We start from the raw sequence: 17,116 nt of genomic DNA on the forward strand, positions 1-17,116 counted from the left end.
CGGCATGGTGGGCACTCCTTTCCCGGGTTGGTCCGCGGTGTGATCGAAATCGCCCTTGTCGACTCCTTTCGGTTAGGCCATTCGAGTGACGGCAGTCGTGGGCGGAGACGGTTCGCTCGCGGCGGCCGGCCGCCGCCCGCTCAGCCCTGCACGGCCAGGACCAGCGGCAGCACCGCGCTCGCCCCCGCCCGGCGCAGCAGCCGGGCGGCCACGGTGACCGTCCACCCCGAGTCCACGAGGTCGTCCACCAGCAGCACCGGCCCGCCGGCCGCTGCCACCGCCTGCTCCAGCTCCGGTGGCAGCGCCAGCGCCCCGGCCAGCGAGTGCAGCCGTTGGGCGCTGTTGCTGCGGGCCCCGTGCGGCGGCAGCCCGCCGACGTACTCGATCCGGCCCAGCAGCGGCAGCCGCCCGATCTCGGCGATCCGCGCGCCGAGGCTGCCGACCAGCTGGGGTCGGGTCGAGGAAGCCATCGTCACCACGCCGACCGGCCGGTCCAGCCGGGCGCCCTCCGTCGTCGCCGGCCCGGCCCAGCCGCCCGGACCGCGCGCCCAGTCGGCCAGCACCGCCACCAACGCGTCCACCGCCTCATGGGGCACCGGCACGTCCGGCGCCTGCTCGGCGAGCAGGGCGCGCAGCCGGTTGCCCCAGCCGATGTCCGACAGTCGGCCGAGCGCCCGACCGGTCTCCGCCTGCTCGCCCGCCGGGATCCGACCCTTGAGCGGCACCCCGAGCGCGTCCATCCCGGTGGGCCAGAGCCGGCGCGGCTCGAAGCTCACGCCCGGGCGGCCGAGCGCCGCCCGGGCCGCGGCCAGCGTCTCGGCCGAGACCTCCGGGGTGTGCAGCGGGCCCGCGCAGTTGTCGCACCGGCCGCACGGTGCGGCCTGTTCGTCGTCCAGCTGGCGGCGCAGGAACTCCATCCGGCAGCCGGGGGCCGTCGCATAGTCGCGCATCGCCCGCTGCTCCGCCTCCCGGGAGGCGGCGACCTTGGCGTAGCGGGCGGTGTCGTACTCCCAGCTCTGCCCGGTGGCCGTCCAGCCGCCCTTGACCCGGCGGACGGCGCCGTCCACGTCCAGCACCTTGAGCATGGTCTCCAGCCGGGCGCGGCGCAGGTCCACCCGGGGCTCCAGGGCGGCGGTGGAGAGCGGCCGGCCGGCCTCGGCCAGCGCGTCGATGGTGCGGCGCACCTGCTCCTCCGGCGGGAAGGCCAGCGAGGCGAAGTAGCGCCAGATCGCCTCGTCCTCGCGCCCGGGCAGCAGCAGCACCTCGGCGCGGTCCACCCCGCGCCCGGCCCGGCCGACCTGCTGGTAGTAGGCGATCGGCGAGCTGGGCGAGCCCAGGTGGACGACGAAGCCGAGGTCGGGCTTGTCGAAGCCCATGCCGAGCGCGGAGGTGGCGACCAGCGCCTTGACCCGGTTGGCCAGCAGGTCGGCCTCGGCGGTTCGGCGCTCGGCGTCCTCGGTACGGCCGGAGTAGGAGGCCACCGGGAAGCCGCGCTCGCGCAGGAAGGCCGTCACCTCCTTGGCCGCGGCCACCGTCAGGGTGTAGACGATGCCCGAGCCGGGCAGCCGGTCGAGGTGGTCGGCCAGCCAGGCGAGCCGGTGCGCCGGGTCGGGCAGGGACAGCACTCCCAGGGTGAGGCTCTCCCGGTCGAGCGGGCCGCGCAGCACCAGGGCGTGCTCGTCGGTGGTGCCGGTGCCGAGCTGCTCGGCGACGTCCGCGGTGACCCGGGCGTTGGCGGTGGCGGTGGTGGCCAGCACCGGGACCCCGGGCGGGAGGTCCGCGAGCATGGTGCGCAGCCGCCGGTAGTCGGGGCGGAAGTCGTGGCCCCAGTCGGAGATGCAGTGGGCCTCGTCGACCACCAGCAGGCCGGTGGAGGCGGCGAGCTTCGGCAGCACCTGGTCGCGGAAGTCCGGGTTGTTCAGCCGCTCGGGGCTGACCAGCAGGATGTCGACCTTCCCGGCGGCGACCTCGGCCTGGATCTCGTCCCACTCCTCGGTGTTGGCCGAGTTGATGGTGCGGGCGTGGATGCCCGCCCGGGCCGCGGACTCGACCTGGTTGCGCATCAGGGCGAGCAGTGGGGAGACGATCACCGTCGGCCCGGCGCCCCGGGCGCGGAGCAGGGCGGTGGCGATGAAGTAGACCGCGGACTTCCCCCAGCCGGTGCGCTGGACGACCAGCGCGCGGCGGTGGTCGACCACGAGGGCCTCGATGGCCGTCCACTGGTCCTCGCGCAGGGCGGCGGCGGGGCCGGCCAGTTCTCGGAGAACGGCCTCGGCCCGCGCCCGGACCTCGGTGCGGTCGGCGGTTGCGGTGGTGTGGATGTCGGGCTGCTGCATGGCGTCGATGTAACCCCATGGCGCCGACAAGGGGCGAATGCGGGTGAGACGGGGGAGCGGAAGGCGGAGTGGATTTCATCCGCTGATCCGCTGAACGGTCGTCAAAATCCACTCGGCGGAGTGTGTGTCACGTGCTCCGAATGGGCGATGAGAAATTCGGGGCTCGAGTTATCCACAGGAAAAAAAGAACTTCGGCACCGTTGTCGGGTTGCGTCCACTGTTGCGGCCATGAACGCGACGAACAACGAACACGTCACCCTGTCCCTCGGCCCGGCTTTCGAGCAGCGGCCGGTCGTCATGCGCGGTCCGGCCGACATGGCCGAGCTGCTGCCCTACCTCCTGGGGTTCTACCCCGACGACAGCATTGTCGCGGTCGGCCTCCAGGGCCCCGACCTGCACCAGGGCGGGGTCATCCGGGCGGACCTCCCGGCCTCGCCCGCGGACTGGCCCGCGGCGGCGGAGGAGACGGCCGCCCTGCTGGTGGCCCTCTCCGAGCGGCACGGCAGTCGTCCGCTCCAGGTGCTCCTCTACCTCTGCCAGGATCCCGTCACCGCGCACGCCCCGCCGGTGGTGGAGGGACTACGGCCGCTGGCCGATCACCTCCGGGCAGCCTTCGGACGCAGGGGAGCGGCGGTCAAGGAGTCGCTCTGTGTCTCCGACGGCCGCTGGTGGTCCTTCCTCTGCCGCCGCGAGGGGTGCTGCGATCCGGCCGGCAATCCGGTGCGGCGCGGGCCCGATCCGGGCCCGGCGGCGGCCGCCGCGACGGTGGCCGGCCTGGTGCCGCGCGGCAGCCGGAAGGCGATCATCGGCGGGCTGGCCCCGGTCGGTCCGCCGGAGGCCGCCTCCCAGCGCGAGGCGCTCGTCCGGGCCGAGGCCGCCACCGGCACCGTCTCCCGGGAGCAGGGCATCGAACTGCTGGAGCAGGCCTTCGCCGAGTTCGCGGCCGGCGCCCGGGAGCTCGACGAGGAGCGGACGGCCCGGCTGCTGCTCGCCCTGCGGGACCGCCTCACCCGCGACCGCGGCGTCGAGTACGTCCGGCCCACCGAGCTCGCCCCAGCCGAGCGGCTCTGGCGCTACCTCGCCCGGCGCGCCGTGCCGCCGTACGAGGGCTGTGCGGTGGCCCCGCTCACCTTGTTGGCCTGGGCCTCCTGGGTCGCCGGGGACACGGCGACCGCCCGGGTGGTGCTCGGCCACGTGCTGCGGCTCGCCCCGGGCTACCTGCTGGCCGAGCTGCTGTACGAGTCGATGAACGACGGCATGACGCCGGAGACGCTGATGTCCGCCGTCGAGGCTCAGCGCCGACGGCGCGAGGAGCGGGTGGGCAAGCCCGTGACCGCGCCCGATCCTGGTGGCGAGGGCGAGCCGGGGCCCGCCCCGGCTGCGGGCGAGGCCCCCGAGGGGCGGCCCGGGCGGGCCGGCGGAGGGCGTCGGCGCCGACGCGGTGCCCGAGGGAAGAGCACGTCTGCGGCGTCGGCACCCGCCGATCGCTGCCCCGACAGTCCTGGAAGCCCCGGCGGCCCCCGCAGTCCGAAACCGGATGGGAGCGGGCCCGGGCCGGTGGCCCTGCTCCCGGCGCCCGAGTGCGGCCCGGCGCCCGGGCGGCGGCACGCTCGGGGTGCGCGGCTCGGCCGGGCGGCGGCCTGCGCGTCGGCTGCCGTCCGGTCCGGCACCGGGCTGCACCGGTGCCGGGGCACCCGACAGACGGCGAGAGCGGCCCGCCGTGCGCAGTGAGCCGCTGGCCGCCCGGCCGGGCCGCTAGCCGCTACACCTCGCCGCGGGCCATCTTGATCAGCCGGTCCAGCACCTCGCCGCCGCTCACCCGCAGGCCGTCGTGCTCCCACTCATTGGTGATCCAGGTCCGCAGACCGCGCACCGCGCGGGCGGTCGCCAGCGAGTCGGCGGTGTCCACGTACATGTCGTCGTGGTAGACCGCCGCCATGACCGGCACGGTGTTGGCGGCCAGCCGCGCCGGGTCGTACAGGTCGGGCCAGTCAGTGCGGGCGGCGAGCAGGTCAGCGGTTTCCTTCAGCGGGCGCAGCGCCGGGTCGGTGTCGAACATCCAGGGGTAGATCATCTCCCCGGTGAACAGCACCGGGGCGCCGGACTCCAGCGCGGCCAGGGCGTCGAACTGCGGGAACTCCTTGCGGACCCGCTCGGCCGACCAGCCGGTGCCGACCTGGTCCACCGAGCGCTGGCCGTAGATCGACTCGTGCAGTACGGCGTACAGCGGGCCCTCGGCGAAGGAGAGCCGGGCCTGGACGCCGGCCAGGAAGGTGTCGGAGAGCTCGGCCCCGGCCGGGCCCTCCACCCAGGCCTCCTCCAGCAGGTAGTGCAGGGCACCGGATCCGCTGCCGCCGCCGAGCATGAGGCCGAGCGCCTGGAAGGCCTCGACGGTGAGCAGCCCGCCGTCGGGCAGGGTGGCGGGGGAGCCGGCGAGGTGGGCGGCGATCCGGCGCACGGCCTCGACGTCCTGCGGGAAGCGCGCGTAGTGGTCCGTGTTCTTGCTGACGACGCGCGGGTAGGCGGCGCGGTAGACGTCGTCGGCCGAGCTGCCGAGGCCGGACAGGCCGCCGGTGATGAAGGCCTCGGTCAGTCCTTCGGGAGCGAAGGAGAGGTAGGTGAGGGTGCAGAAGCCGCCGAAGCTCTGGCCGAGCACGCTCCAGCGCTTGTCGGCGCCGAGCAGCCGGTGGCGGATCAGTTCGGCGTCCCGCACGATCGAGTCCGCGCGGAAGTGCGCCAGGTAGTCCGCCTGTTCCTGCGGGCCGCCGCGCCGGGCGAGGGTCTGCCGGGTCGCGGGCGTGGACCGCCCGGTGCCGCGCTGGTCCAGCAGCAGCACCCGGTAGTCGTCCAGGGCGCGGTCCAGCCAGGCGTCCCGGCCGAGCGGGCGGGCAGCCTTGCCGCCGGGTCCGCCCTGGAGGAAGACCAGCCAGGGCAGGTCGTCCTTCTCGCGGCCGCAGGCCACCACCTCGCGGGCGTACACCTCGATCTGCTCACCCCCGGGGGCAGAGTGGTCGAGGGGGAGCTGGAAGACGTGGTCGGTCGCGACAATCCCGGGCAGCCGGCTGATGGTGGACATGCAACTCCTCGGTCTCTGCTGGTCACAGCGATTGCGTCGCGGTTCACGGGGTCACCGGGTGCGGGCGCCGCGACCCCCGCACCGTATCCTGGCGGCGGTCGAGCGCCGGTTCGACCGCCCCCGTCCCCCGGTCGGCCCTCCGGCAAGCGGCGAGCCCCTGGCCTGAGCACCACCGGAGTCAGGCTCAGCCCATGGACGGTGACAGGCTCGGCGCGCGGCGGGGCCTCGGGTGACGGCTCGCCGGAGGCGACGCGACGGCTCGGCGGTCCGGGCGCGACCGGGGGAGACGACGGCCGGGCGTGACCTGGTGGCGGTGCGCGGCGTTCACCCCCCGGGGCCCTGTGCCCGGACGGTGTCCGACCGGCGCCCGGGGCCGGCCGAGCGTCACCGGCAGGCCGGAGCGCCGGACCTGACGGCATGCCGGGCACGATGGCGTGCCCGACCCGAAGGCGCGCCGTACCGGCCCGGTACCGCACGCCGCATGGCACGGCCCACCGCCGGGTACGGCCAGACACGGCACACCGCCGACGGGACAGACCCCGTCGGCCCGGCATCATCAGCACGCGATCGAGCATGCTCGCGGCCCACCGGCCCTGACCGGCCACCGGACCGCCGAGGGGAAGAGAGTCCGGTGACCGCCATGAGGCCACCACAGGCCATGCCGGCCGAGAGCGTGGTCGGCGCGCCCAGACCGGCCGGCCGGCCCGAGCAGATCCCGGCGCCCGGGCCGACGGGCGCACCCGCCGTCCAGGGCCGGCCGGCGGCTCCGCCGCGCCCCCAGCCCCCGGCCGTCCACCACGCGGTGCTCTGCGTCAACGCCCCCGCGATGGCTGCCTCCGGCCCCGACGGCCAGCTGCGCGGCCACGGTCTGCACGGCTTCTACCGCAACGGCGTCCGGGTGCTCGCCCGGATGGAACTGCGGCTGGGCGGCATGGAGCCGCTGCCGCTCCAGGGCGCCTCGACCAGCGTCGCCCAGGCCCGCTTCCTCGGCGCCGTCCGCCTCCCCGGCGACGTCGACCCGGACCCGGCACTCACCGTCGAGCGGCTGCGCCATGCGGACGGCGTGGAGACGGTCACCGTGCGCAACACCGGCGCCCGGCCCGCCCGACTGCCGCTGGAGATCGCCCTCGGCACCGATCTCGGCCCGGTCGCCGAGATCGCCGCCGGGCACCGCCCGCCCGACCTGCCGGGCCAGGTGCAGTCCGCCGGGCTGCGCTGGGCCGGCCCGGTGCACAGTGCCGTGGTCAGCGCCAAGCCCTCCCCGCACGCTGTCCTGGCCGGGGCCGGAGTGCTCCGCTGGGACCTGGAGGTCCAGCCCGGCGCCCGCTGGTCGGTCGAGCTGCGCGCCGAACTGGAGAGTGCCCCCGGCGGCCCGCGCCCGCCCGGTGGGCGCGGCACCGGCGTCCCGCTGCCCTGGGCCGAGCCGGAGGTGCGCAGCGACGACTCCCGCGCCGCCCTGCTGGTCGCCCGCTCCCTGGACGCCCTCGGCGGGCTGCTGTTCGCCGACCCGGACCGCCCGACCGACCTCTACCCGGCCTCCGGCGCGCCCTGGCGCTTCGGCCTCGCCCCGGCCGACGCGCTCTGGGCCGCCCGGCTGACCCTCCCGCTCGGCACCCGGCTCGCCGCCGGCACCCTGCGCGCGCTGGCCCGCCGTCAGCAGCTCGCCCCCGCCCCGGGCCGGGTCGAGGGCCTGCTGCCCGGCGCCCTGCGGCACGGCGGCCCCGAGCTGCCGCCCACCTGCACCGCCACCGAGGCCACCCTGCTGTTCGTCACCGTGCTGGCCGAGGCCTGGCGCTGGGGCCTGCCCCGGGCGGAGGTCGTCGAGCTGCTCCCGGCCGCCGAGCGGGCCCTGGCCGCCCTGCGCGAAGGCCTGGTGGACGGCTTCGTCACCGACCTGAGCCGCCCGGTGGAGGACCGCGCCGCCCACCCGGTGGCCGCCCGCGCAGAGGTCCAGGCGCAGGCCCACCGCGCGGCCCTGCACGGCGCCGAGCTCCTGGAGGCCTTCGGCCGCCCGGGTGCCGAGGACTGGCGGGGCTGGGCCTTCGAGCTGCGCGGCCGCTTCCGCGAGCGGTTCTGGATCGACGACTTCTCCGGCGGGCGCCCCGCCGCCGGGCTGGCCCCGGGCAGTCAGCCGCTGCCCGCCGTCGCCTCCTCCCTGGTGCACCTGCTCGACACCGGGCTCGCCGCCGACGGCGGCCGGCACGACAGCCTGCTGGACCGCGAGCAGACCCGGCTGCTCGCCCAGCGCCTGGTGGCGCCGGAGCTGGACAGCGGCTGGGGCCTGCGCACCCTCAGCGCCAAGTCCCCCCGCTTCAACCCGCTGGGCCACCGCGGCGGCGCGGTGCGGATCCACGAGACCGCACTGGCGATCGCCGGACTCGCCGAGGCCGGCCATGAGAACGAGGCCGGCACGCTGCTGGAGGGCCTGCTCGCCGCGTCCGCACACTTCGAGGGGCGGCTGCCGGAGATGTACGCGGGGGAGCAGCGCACCCCCGGCAGCCCGCCGGTCCCGCACCCCGCCGCCTGCCGCCCGGCGGCGGTCTCCGCGGCCGGAGCCGTGCACGCCGTGTTCGCGCTCGCCGGGGTCCGGCCCGACGTCCCGGGCGGCCGGGTCCTGGTCCGCCCGGCCAGCACTGCCCCGCTCGGCGAACTGGAGCTGACCGGCCTGCGGGTGGCGGGCGAGCCCTTCTCGGTCCGGGTGAGCCGGATCGGGGTGGCGATGGTCGAGGAGGCTTCCGCGGATCTCCAGCTGGTCGCCCGCTGACGCCGGGGCCCCGCCGGGCCTGCCCGCGCCCGCTCGCCGGCACCGCGCCCGCCCGTGCGCGAACCGAGCCGGGCGGGCGGGTCACCGGTGCTGGGCACTGCGGGCACGGGCCTGTGCTTATCGTCAGAGAGACGACTATGATCGTCGCCATGTCGCGTTACGATCCGTCGGCCTTCCCCCCGTTCGCTGTCACGGTTGACCTGGTGGTGCTGACGGTGCGCGACCACTCGCTCTGCGCCCTGTTGGTCAGACGAGGCGAGCCGCCCTACCAGGGGTACTGGGCGCTGCCCGGCGGCTTCGTCCGTCCGGACGAGGGCCTGGCCGAGGCCGCCTCCCGAGAGCTGGCCGAGGAGACCGGCCTGCGCGCCCACTCCGCCCCCGGCCACGACGCGGTCGGCCCCGGCGCGGCCGGTGCCCACCTGGAGCAGCTCGCCACCTACGGCCACCCGCAGCGCGACCCTCGGATGCGCGTGGTCAGCGTCGCCTACCTGGTGCTCGCCCCCGACCTCCCGACCCCCCGGGCCGGCGGCGACGCCAGCAGCGCCCGCTGGGCCCCGGTCAGCAAACTTCTCGGCGAGAGCCCGGCCGATGGCGTCCCGCTCGCCTTCGACCACGGCCTGATCCTGGCCGACGGCGTGGAACGCGCCCGCTCCAAGATCGAGTACTCCTCGCTCGCCACTGCCTTCTGCCCGACCGAGTTCACCGTCGGCGAGCTGCGCCGGGTCTACGAGGCTGTCTGGGGCGTCGTCCTCGACCCGCGCAACTTCCACCGCAAGGTCACCGGCACCCCCGGCTTCCTCCTCCCCTCGGGCGGTACGACGACCCGTCAGGGTGGCCGCCCGGCCCAGCTCTTCACCGCCGGCGGTGCCACGGTCCTCAACCCGCCCATGCTCCGCCCGGAGTCCTGAGCGCCCCGAAGCCCCGGACCCGCCTGCGCCCGGACCCGCCTGCGCCCGGGGCCGCCGAACGGCCCCGGTCCGGAAGCCGGCGCGGTGACACCGGCGCACAGTGTCGATGGACGCTTCGGTCGCCGGGCCGAAGGCCTTCGGACCCTGGGAGCCCCGTGATGACCGTCAACGACGACTGCGCCAGACAGCGAAACGGCATCGAGAGCTTGGTGGCGGAACACAAGAGCCTCACCGCGACCACCGCCAGAACCGAGCGGCAGCTGGCCTCCTTGAAGGCCGCGCACGCCGACCCGGCGACGATCGCCTCCGTGCGGGAGACGCTGAGTGCCGAGCAGGAGCAGCTGGCGGAGATCGCCGTCGCGGGCAAGGCCGCCGTCGAGGAGTTCCAGGGGGAGTGCGTCGGCGAGCCGCTCCCGCCGGGTGCGGCGGCCTTCCTGCAGGCCGCGACACCGGCCACTGGCCGGGGTGCCGACGGCCCCGGCGCGGGCACGCCCCGTGAATCGCAGGATCGGATTGTCCCCTGATCGGGTGAGGCGGGCGGGCGGTGTGCCCGTGGCGGTTCGGTAATGCCCGGAATCGGTGGTGCTGACCCCTAATGTGCTGGCGTCGAGCAGGTCGGCCGAGGGCATGGGAGCAGCCAGCGATGATCCAGATCACCGAACTGACCAGGGTGTATCGCAAGGGCGCCCCGCCCGCCGTACTCGATCTGACCTTCGACGCCCGGCCGGGCATGGTGACCGTGCTGCTCGGCGACGAGGGCGCGGGCAAGTCCACCGCGCTGCGGCTGATGGTCGAACTCGAACGCGGCCAGGGCATCACGCTTTTCGACGGCCGCCCCTACCAGCGGATCCGCCGCCCCGAGCGCGAGGTCGGCGTGCTGCTGCCCGGGCCGGGGGAGGGAGCCGGACACCCGGGGCGCAAGGCGCGCGGCCACCTGCGGATGCTGGCCGCGGCCGTCGGCGTCCCCGCGCGGCGGGCCGACGAGCTGTTGGAGCAGACCCGGCTGGCCACCGTCGCCGGGCAGCGGCTGCGCACCTTCTCGCCCGGCATGCACCGCCGGCTCGCCCTGGCCGCCGCGCTGCTCGGCGACCCCGGCACACTGGTGCTGGATGCGCCGACCGAGGGCCTCTCGCCACGCAACGTCGAGTGGTTCCACTCCTTCCTGCGCTCCTTCACTCTCGTGGGCGGGACGGTCCTGGTGACCACCCGCTCCCCGCAGGAGGCCGCGCAACTCGCGGACCGGGTGGTCACCCTGGACCGCGGCTGCATGGTGGCCGACCAGTCGGTCTCGGAGTTCCGCTGGGCCAGGCTCAGTCCCGAAGTGGCCGTCCGGGGGCCGCAGATGGCGCGGCTGGCCGACCTGCTGGTCAGTCAGGGCGCCGAGGTGCGCCGGGACGGCGGCGCGGGCCTCGCGGTGGCGGGCATCGACCGCACCGAGATCGGTGAACTCGCCTACCGCCACGGGATCCTGCTGCACGAGCTGGCCGACCGGGTGGTCGAGCAGCCGGCGCCCCGGGCCGTCCCGCCCGTTCCCTCCGGGCGCTCCGGCCGCCTCCGTCTCCAGCAGACGCCCGAACCGGCAGCCGGGCCGGCCCCCGAAGCCGAGCCGAGTCCGGAGCTGCGCGCGAACCCGAAGCCCGAGCCGGGCTCCGGTCCGAGCCACCAGCCCGTCGCCCCCGAGCCCGCCGCGGAGGGCCGCTCCCGGGACGATGTTTCCCTGCCTACCCGCGCGCTGCCTGTCGCCGCCGTGACGGCCGCGCTCCCTGTGTTCGGCGCGGCCGCCGCCCACCAGGGCGACCGCGCGCCCACGGTCGCCGTGGACCGGCTCTTCCGCGACGAACCCGCCCCGGCGGCGACCCCCGCCCCGAAGACCACCCCTGCCCGGGCGGCGACCCCCGTCCCGTCGGGCGGGCTCCTTGGCGCAAGCGAGTCCGTCCGCACCGAGCCCCAGCCTCCGCGTAGCCGTAAGAGTGCCGCCGACCTGCTCACCGACGACACCGTCCGCCTCGGCCGCGTCACCACGGGCCAGGCCCCCACCACCCCCGACGACCACCGGAGCGAGTGAACCGTGCGTGTTCTGGCCTACGAGTTGCGCCGCCTGTGCGGCCTGCGTTCCACCTGGCTGCTGCTCGCCGCCGTCCTGCTCTGCGACGCTGTCGTGGCCGCCGTGCTGGCGAGCCAGGCCCCGCCCGGCCCGCTGGCCGCCCAGGCCGGGGTGCGGCTGCTGACCGCCGCCGTCCCGCTGATCCCGCTGCCCTTCGCGGCACTCGGAGCCGGAGTGCTGGGCGCGCTCTCCTACGGCCACGAGGTGTGCTACCCGGGGCTGGCGGCCTCGCAGGTGGCGTACTCGCGCCGGGCGCGGCTGCTGCTGGCCAAGCTGCTGATGGTCGGCCCGGTCGCGGCCTTGCTGGCGGTGGCCACCCTGCTGCTCGACACGGTGGCCGTGCACCTCGCGCTGCCGGGCGGGGTGACGGTGGGGGCCTGGTCGAACCCGGCCGCGCTCTCCGACCAGGTGGGCGAGGCGCTGGGCGCCGCCGGACTGAACGCGCTCGGCGACCTGCCGGGAGTGTTCGCCCCGTTGGCGCTGGTGGCCGGTCACGGGGGGCCGGCCGTGCTGCTGGCCTTCGTCCTGCTGACCGTGGTGGCCGGCTGGACCGGCGTGCTGACCGCCTCGTTGACCCGCAGCGCCGCCGCCGGGGTGTTGCTGCTGTGCGCGCTGCCGGCGCTGCTGGAGTCCGGCGTGGCCCTGCTGCTGCGTCAGCCCGGCCGCCCCTGGCCGAGCCGGGCGGCCGGGCTGCTGCCCTTCCAGTCCGGCATCGAGTGGGCCGACGGCTGGGTGCACGGCGGGGTGCACGCGGCGGCTGCCGACGGCGCGGCGCTGACGGATCCGGCGCTGCTCGGGGCGGTCGCGGCCCCCGTGGCGGCCCTGCTGCTCGCCGCCCTGCTCGTCCAGGCCCGCCGCCGCGCGCTGTAGCGCCCGACGCCACCCGCCACGCACCCCCGGACCGCCCCGAACTACCAAGATCGACCAGCAGTGACCGCAATGAGCGGTTCTTCCTGATAAGAAGTCAATTATCCAGTCACGGGCGATCACCCTTTCGTGTGCTTTTCACGAGAATTCTCAAGCTGCGCCTGCCGATCGCCGACAAAGGAGGCGTGAGTACCCTTGCGCACCCCACCATGACCCCCGCCCGTTCCGCCGACGGGCCGATCCACGGCTCCGGCGATCTGGACCGCTTCTCGTACGCCGACCGGCCGACGCCACCGGCGCCCCGCTGGGAGGGCGCCGAGTCCGACATCGCCCGGGTCGGCCGCAAGACCACCAGCAGCCGAGGCCGCGGTCTGCACGGCCAGCTGGTCCAGCAGCTCGGCCAGATGATCGTCTCCGGCGACCTCGGTGCCGACCGTCCACTCGTGCCCGAGGAGATCGGTCAACGGTTCGAGGTGTCCCGGACCGTCGTCCGCGAGTCGCTGCGCGTGCTGGAGGCCAAGGGCCTGGTCAGCGCCCGCCCCAACGTCGGCACCCGGGTCCGCCCGGTCGGCGACTGGAACCTGCTGGACCCGGACATCATCGAGTGGCGCGCCTTCGGCCCGCAGCGGGACGAGCAGCGCCGGGAGCTGTTCGAGCTCCGCTGGGCGATCGAGCCGCTGGCTGCCCGGCTCGCGGCCGGCCACGGCCGGGAGGACGTCCAGCAGCGGCTGGTCGAGCTGGTCGAGATCATGGGCCACGCCGCCGCCCAGGCCGACCTGTCCACCTACGCCCGGGCCGATGCCGAGCTGCACGGCCTGGTCCTGCAGATGGCCGGCAACCGGATGCTGGAGCACCTGTCCGGGATCGTCTCCTGTGCCCTGCAGGTCTCGGGCGGACCGGCGATCTCCTGCGAGCGGCCCTCCGAGTCCTCGGTCGGCCTGCACGCCCGGCTGGTCGACGCGCTGGGCGCCGGCGACGGCGCCGCGGGCGAGGTCGCGATGCGGGCGCTGCTCACCGTCCACCCCGAGATGGAGCCCTCCGTCCCCGCGCCCCGGGAGCACTGAGCGGGCTGTTCTCGGCGAGCGGTCGCGGCCGGCCGTGGCGCGCTCCTCCAGGGCCCTCCGGCCGCACCGCGCGGCGCAGCCGGAGGGCCTCTGCGCACCGGCCGTCGTTACGAATGCGATGGCCGCCCCGTTCATGACAATCGACTTCGGCGCGAGTGCGCGATGATGGATCCAGGCCCCCGGGCCGCGGGCGCCGAGCGGTGTGACCCGCGACACCAAGGCCATGCGTAACACTTGACGAGTAGCAGCGATGTGTCCTGAGCGGAAGCAGCTCCGGAATACCCCAACATGTCAGAATGCTGTGTTGGTCTGCGGCGCTGCTGCCGTCCTGCAAACCCAGTCCTCAAGCCCGAGTCGGTCGGAATCGACACCGCGCGTCCGACGCGCGATTTCCTTCCCCGCCCGCTCGGGCGGCCGGTACGGGTTCGAGTCCACTCATCGTCCGAGAGGTTGTTCGTGTCGGCCAGCACATCCCGTTCGCTTCCCCCCGAGATCGCCGAGTCCGCGGCTCTGCTGGCGCTCATCGAGCGGGGCAAGGCCCAGGGGCAGATCGCCGGTGACGACGTGCGCCAGGCGTTCGAGGCGGACCAGATCCCGGTCACCAAGTGGAAGAACGTCATGCGCAGCCTCAACCAGGTGCTGATTGAGGAGGGGGTGGACCTCATGGTCAGCGCGGCCGAGCCGGCCGGCGCCAAGCGCAAGAGCGTTGCTGCCAAGAGCCCCACCAAGCGCACCGCCACCAAGGCTGTCACCACCCGGACCCCGTCGGCCCCGACCAAGCCGCCCGTGCGGATCGCCCCCGGCGCGCCCGTCGCGGCTCCGGCCGTCACGGCTGCCTCTGCGGCTCCGGCCCCCACGGTCTCCGCCGAGATCACCGTCGGCGAGACGACCGGCTCGGTCGCCGAGGTGAAGGCCACCCCGGCGAAGAAGGCGGTGCCGGCCAAGAAGGCCGCGGCCAAGAAGACCGCCGCGCCGGCCAAGAAGACCGCCGCGAAGAAGACCGCCACCGCCAAGGCCGCCAAGGGCGGCGACGAGGAGCTGCTCGGCGACGAGGAACTGCTCGAGGACGTCGCGCTGCCGGGCGACAAGGCCGAGGCCGAGGGCCCGGAGGAGGAGTCGGAGGGCTTCGTCCTCTCCGACGACGACGAGGACGACGCGCCCGCCCAGCAGGTCGCCGTCGCCGGTGCCACCGCCGACCCGGTCAAGGACTACCTGAAGCAGATCGGCAAGGTCCCGCTGCTCAACGCCGAGCAGGAGGTCGAGCTCGCCAAGCGCATCGAGGCCGGTCTGTTCGCCGAGGACAAGCTCTCGGCCGCCGACAAGCTCGCCCCGAAGCTCAAGCGCGAGCTGGAGATCATCGCCGAGGACGGCCGCCGGGCCAAGAACCACCTGCTGGAGGCCAACCTCCGTCTGGTGGTCTCGCTGGCCAAGCGTTACACCGGTCGCGGCATGCTCTTCCTGGACCTGATCCAGGAGGGCAACCTCGGTCTGATCCGTGCGGTCGAGAAGTTCGACTACACCAAGGGCTACAAGTTCTCGACCTACGCCACCTGGTGGATCCGTCAGGCGATCACCCGCGCCATGGCCGACCAGGCCCGCACCATCCGCATCCCGGTGCACATGGTCGAGGTCATCAACAAGCTGGCCCGCGTCCAGCGCCAGATGCTCCAGGACCTGGGCCGCGAGCCCACCCCGGAGGAGCTGGCCAAGGAACTCGACATGACCCCCGAGAAGGTCATCGAGGTCCAGAAGTACGGCCGCGAGCCGATCTCGCTGCACACTCCGCTGGGCGAGGACGGCGACAGCGAGTTCGGTGACCTGATCGAGGACTCCGAGGCGGTCGTCCCGGCCGACGCGGTCTCCTTCACCCTGCTCCAGGAGCAGCTGCACTCGGTGCTGGACACCCTCTCCGAGCGCGAGGCCGGCGTGGTCTCGATGCGCTTCGGCCTGACGGACGGTCAGCCGAAGACGCTCGACGAGATCGGCAAGGTGTACGGGGTCACCCGTGAGCGCATCCGCCAGATCGAGTCCAAGACCATGTCGAAGCTGCGCCACCCGTCGCGTTCCCAGGTGCTGCGCGACTACCTGGACTGATCGACCGCGAACGCGGCCGACCGCAGCAAGCGCGACAGGCGGGCGCCGAAGGCCCGGAACCGTTACGGTTTCGGGCCTTCGGGCTGTTCGGGGCCGGGTTCGTCAGCGTTCGAGTGGTGCTTGTCGCTCGTCCGGGTGGCGACGCGACGGGAAGCGGTCGCGCAGTGTAGCCGATCACCTACGCTGTGCCGGTTGCCTGCTGCCGAGCCTTCTGGAGTCACGGTGCTGACCGACCCGGACCGCGCTGATCTGCCGACCCCCGCCCCGCCCCGGGCCGACCCGGCCGCCGCCCGGACGGGCCGTCGCCGCCGACGGGCCGCCGCGCTGGCGCTGCTCGCCGCCGTGCCGGTCCCGCTGGTCGCCCTCGGCGCGGCGGGCCCGGCCGAGGCACAGCGCCGGGTGGTCGGCGGTAGCGCGGTGAGCACTGTGGACCACCCGTGGATCGTGGCGCTGGCCAGCCGCCAGCAGTTCGGCAGCGGGCGCTCCGGCCAGTTCTGCGGGGGAGCGCTGGTCACCCCGACCAAGGTGGTGACGGCGGCGCACTGCTTCTACGACGAGGCCAAGGGACGGGTGGACCGGCCGGGGCTCAAGGTGGTCGTGGGTCGGGACGATATGCGCGGCTCGGCCGGCCGTGAGGTGGCCGTCCGGTCGGTCTGGATCCACCCCGACTACGACTTCGCGGCGAACGTGAACGACGTCGCGGTGCTGACCCTCGCCGACTCCCAGGGCTCCCGGCCGGTGGTCGAGCTGGTCGGCCAGGGCGAGAGCGCGCCGTACGCGGCCGGAACCAGGGCGCGGGTGTACGGCTGGGGCGACACCAGCGGGCGGGGCGACTACTCACCGGTGCTGCGCGGGGCGGACGTGCCGATCGTCTCGGACCGGACCTGCGCGCACGCCTACCCGGGCGGGCAGGAGGGCAAGTTCGACGCCCGGGGCATGGTCTGCGCGGGCGAGGAGAAGGGCGGCAGGGACGCCTGCCAGGGCGACAGCGGAGGCCCGCTGATCGTCGGCGGGCGGCTGGTCGGCCTGGTCTCCTGGGGGACGGGCTGCGCCGAGGCGGCCCACCCCGGCGTCTACACCCGCCTGTCCTCGGTCACGGACGAGGTGCGCTCCGCGCTGTGAGCGTCGCCTCGCGTGATCTTGAGGTGACGTTCTGACGTCGCTTCGGGTCCAGGCGACCCTGAACCAGGTGTCCGGAACGGGCGAACGCGGGATGACTGTCCGGAGAACAGCTGAGCCGGGCGGCCGGCCCCTCGGGGACCGGCCGCCCGGCTCACCGGTCGCGTGCGATGTGCGACCGGACACAGCTCGACGCTGGCTGCTGGTTGCGGCGCCTGTGATCAGCGCTCGTCGTCGGCGGCCGTCGCGGTGGTGCTGGTGGTGAGACGGCCGCTCTCGTCCTGTATCTCCACGGCGATCTTCTTGAGCTCGGGCTCGAACTTCCGGCCGTGGTGGGCGCAGAAGAGCAGCTCTCCGCCGCTGGCGAGTACGACGCGCAGGTAGGCCTGGGCGCCGCAGCGGTCGCAGCGGTCAGCCGCGGTGAGCGGGCTCGCAGGTGTCAGAACAGTAGTCACGTCGCCTCTTCTCTAGCTCGACGAGCTGTCGTACCAGGGTCAACATCCAACCAGGCCGAAAACGTTCCCGCTCGTGGCTTTTCTTCTCTGAGGATTCTGCTGTGTTGATGAGGACGTGCCCCGGGCGTCGGTGGTTCATGCGTGCCGAATTCCGGGATCCGCCCATCGCTCGAACGCCCGATCGGGATCGGGTGCGAGGTCCGCGTAGCATAATCCTCTGCCGGGTTGGAGCATAAGCCCCGTCCCGGGCCCCGGTAGCCTGCATAACGGCAGTTCCGGGGCCTGCGCCGGGCCCCACGATCCGCCAGGACCGGTGGTACCGGGAGGAG

The 17,116-nt window shown here is 74.6% G+C and carries 12 protein-coding genes; 9 read left to right on the forward strand and 3 right to left on the reverse strand.

The genetic code is table 11. The features are described 5' to 3' along the window. Positions 1-140: 140 nt before the first annotated feature. Entirely contained in the window at positions 141-2,336 is a 2,196-nt protein-coding gene (locus ABZW30_RS22655) for a RecQ family ATP-dependent DNA helicase (protein ID WP_355672964.1), read from the reverse strand. Between the two features lie 228 nt (positions 2,337-2,564). Here ABZW30_RS22655 and ABZW30_RS22660 point away from each other — a divergent pair, with 228 nt between their 5' ends. Then, positions 2,565-4,067 carry a DUF4192 domain-containing protein gene (locus tag ABZW30_RS22660; protein ID WP_355672965.1) on the forward strand — a complete coding sequence of 501 codons (1,503 nt, stop codon included), beginning with the start codon at positions 2,565-2,567 and terminating at the stop codon, positions 4,065-4,067. Positions 4,068-4,098: 31 nt separating this feature from the next. Here ABZW30_RS22660 and ABZW30_RS22665 read toward each other — a convergent pair whose 3' ends face one another. Beyond that, a complete protein-coding gene (locus ABZW30_RS22665) occupies positions 4,099-5,412 on the reverse strand; it encodes an alpha/beta fold hydrolase (RefSeq protein ID WP_355672966.1) in 1,314 nt (437 codons plus the stop codon). Positions 5,413-6,052: 640 nt separating this feature from the next. Here ABZW30_RS22665 and ABZW30_RS22670 point away from each other — a divergent pair. The 8 genes from ABZW30_RS22670 (at position 6,053) to ABZW30_RS22705 (ending at position 16,335) form a co-directional block, all read left to right on the forward strand. After that, complete coding sequence (locus ABZW30_RS22670; RefSeq protein ID WP_355673009.1) at positions 6,053-8,176, forward strand: glycogen debranching N-terminal domain-containing protein; 2,124 nt, start codon at positions 6,053-6,055, stop codon at positions 8,174-8,176. A gap of 149 nt (positions 8,177-8,325) precedes the next feature. Continuing rightward, positions 8,326-9,084 carry an NUDIX domain-containing protein gene (locus ABZW30_RS22675; protein WP_355672967.1) on the forward strand — a complete coding sequence of 253 codons (759 nt, stop codon included), beginning with the start codon at positions 8,326-8,328 and terminating at the stop codon, positions 9,082-9,084. Between the two features lie 158 nt (positions 9,085-9,242). After that, on the forward strand, positions 9,243-9,608 hold the full coding sequence (locus ABZW30_RS22680; protein ID WP_355672968.1) for a hypothetical protein: 366 nt from the start codon (positions 9,243-9,245) through the stop codon (positions 9,606-9,608). A gap of 119 nt (positions 9,609-9,727) precedes the next feature. Next, positions 9,728-11,149, forward strand: a complete 1,422-nt coding sequence (locus ABZW30_RS22685) for an ATP-binding cassette domain-containing protein (protein ID WP_355672969.1) — start codon at positions 9,728-9,730, stop codon at positions 11,147-11,149. A gap of 3 nt (positions 11,150-11,152) precedes the next feature. After that, positions 11,153-12,058, forward strand: coding sequence for a hypothetical protein (locus ABZW30_RS22690; RefSeq protein ID WP_355672970.1), 906 nt, complete (start codon positions 11,153-11,155; stop codon positions 12,056-12,058). Between the two features lie 128 nt (positions 12,059-12,186). Further along, complete coding sequence (locus ABZW30_RS22695; protein ID WP_355672971.1) at positions 12,187-13,119, forward strand: FCD domain-containing protein; 933 nt, start codon at positions 12,187-12,189, stop codon at positions 13,117-13,119. Between the two features lie 456 nt (positions 13,120-13,575). Next, a complete protein-coding gene (locus ABZW30_RS22700) occupies positions 13,576-15,213 on the forward strand; it encodes an RNA polymerase sigma factor (protein ID WP_355672972.1) in 1,638 nt (545 codons plus the stop codon). Positions 15,214-15,405: 192 nt separating this feature from the next. Then, a complete protein-coding gene (locus ABZW30_RS22705) occupies positions 15,406-16,335 on the forward strand; it encodes a serine protease (RefSeq protein WP_355672973.1) in 930 nt (309 codons plus the stop codon). 218 nt (positions 16,336-16,553) lie between these two features. On the opposite strand, the gene ABZW30_RS22710 is transcribed toward ABZW30_RS22705, so the two are convergent. Continuing rightward, entirely contained in the window at positions 16,554-16,787 is a 234-nt protein-coding gene (locus ABZW30_RS22710) for a hypothetical protein (protein ID WP_270143583.1), read from the reverse strand. Positions 16,788-17,116 lie beyond the last annotated feature (329 nt).

The organism is Kitasatospora sp. NPDC004669 (assembly GCF_040609455.1).
GTDB lineage: Bacteria > Actinomycetota > Actinomycetes > Streptomycetales > Streptomycetaceae > Kitasatospora.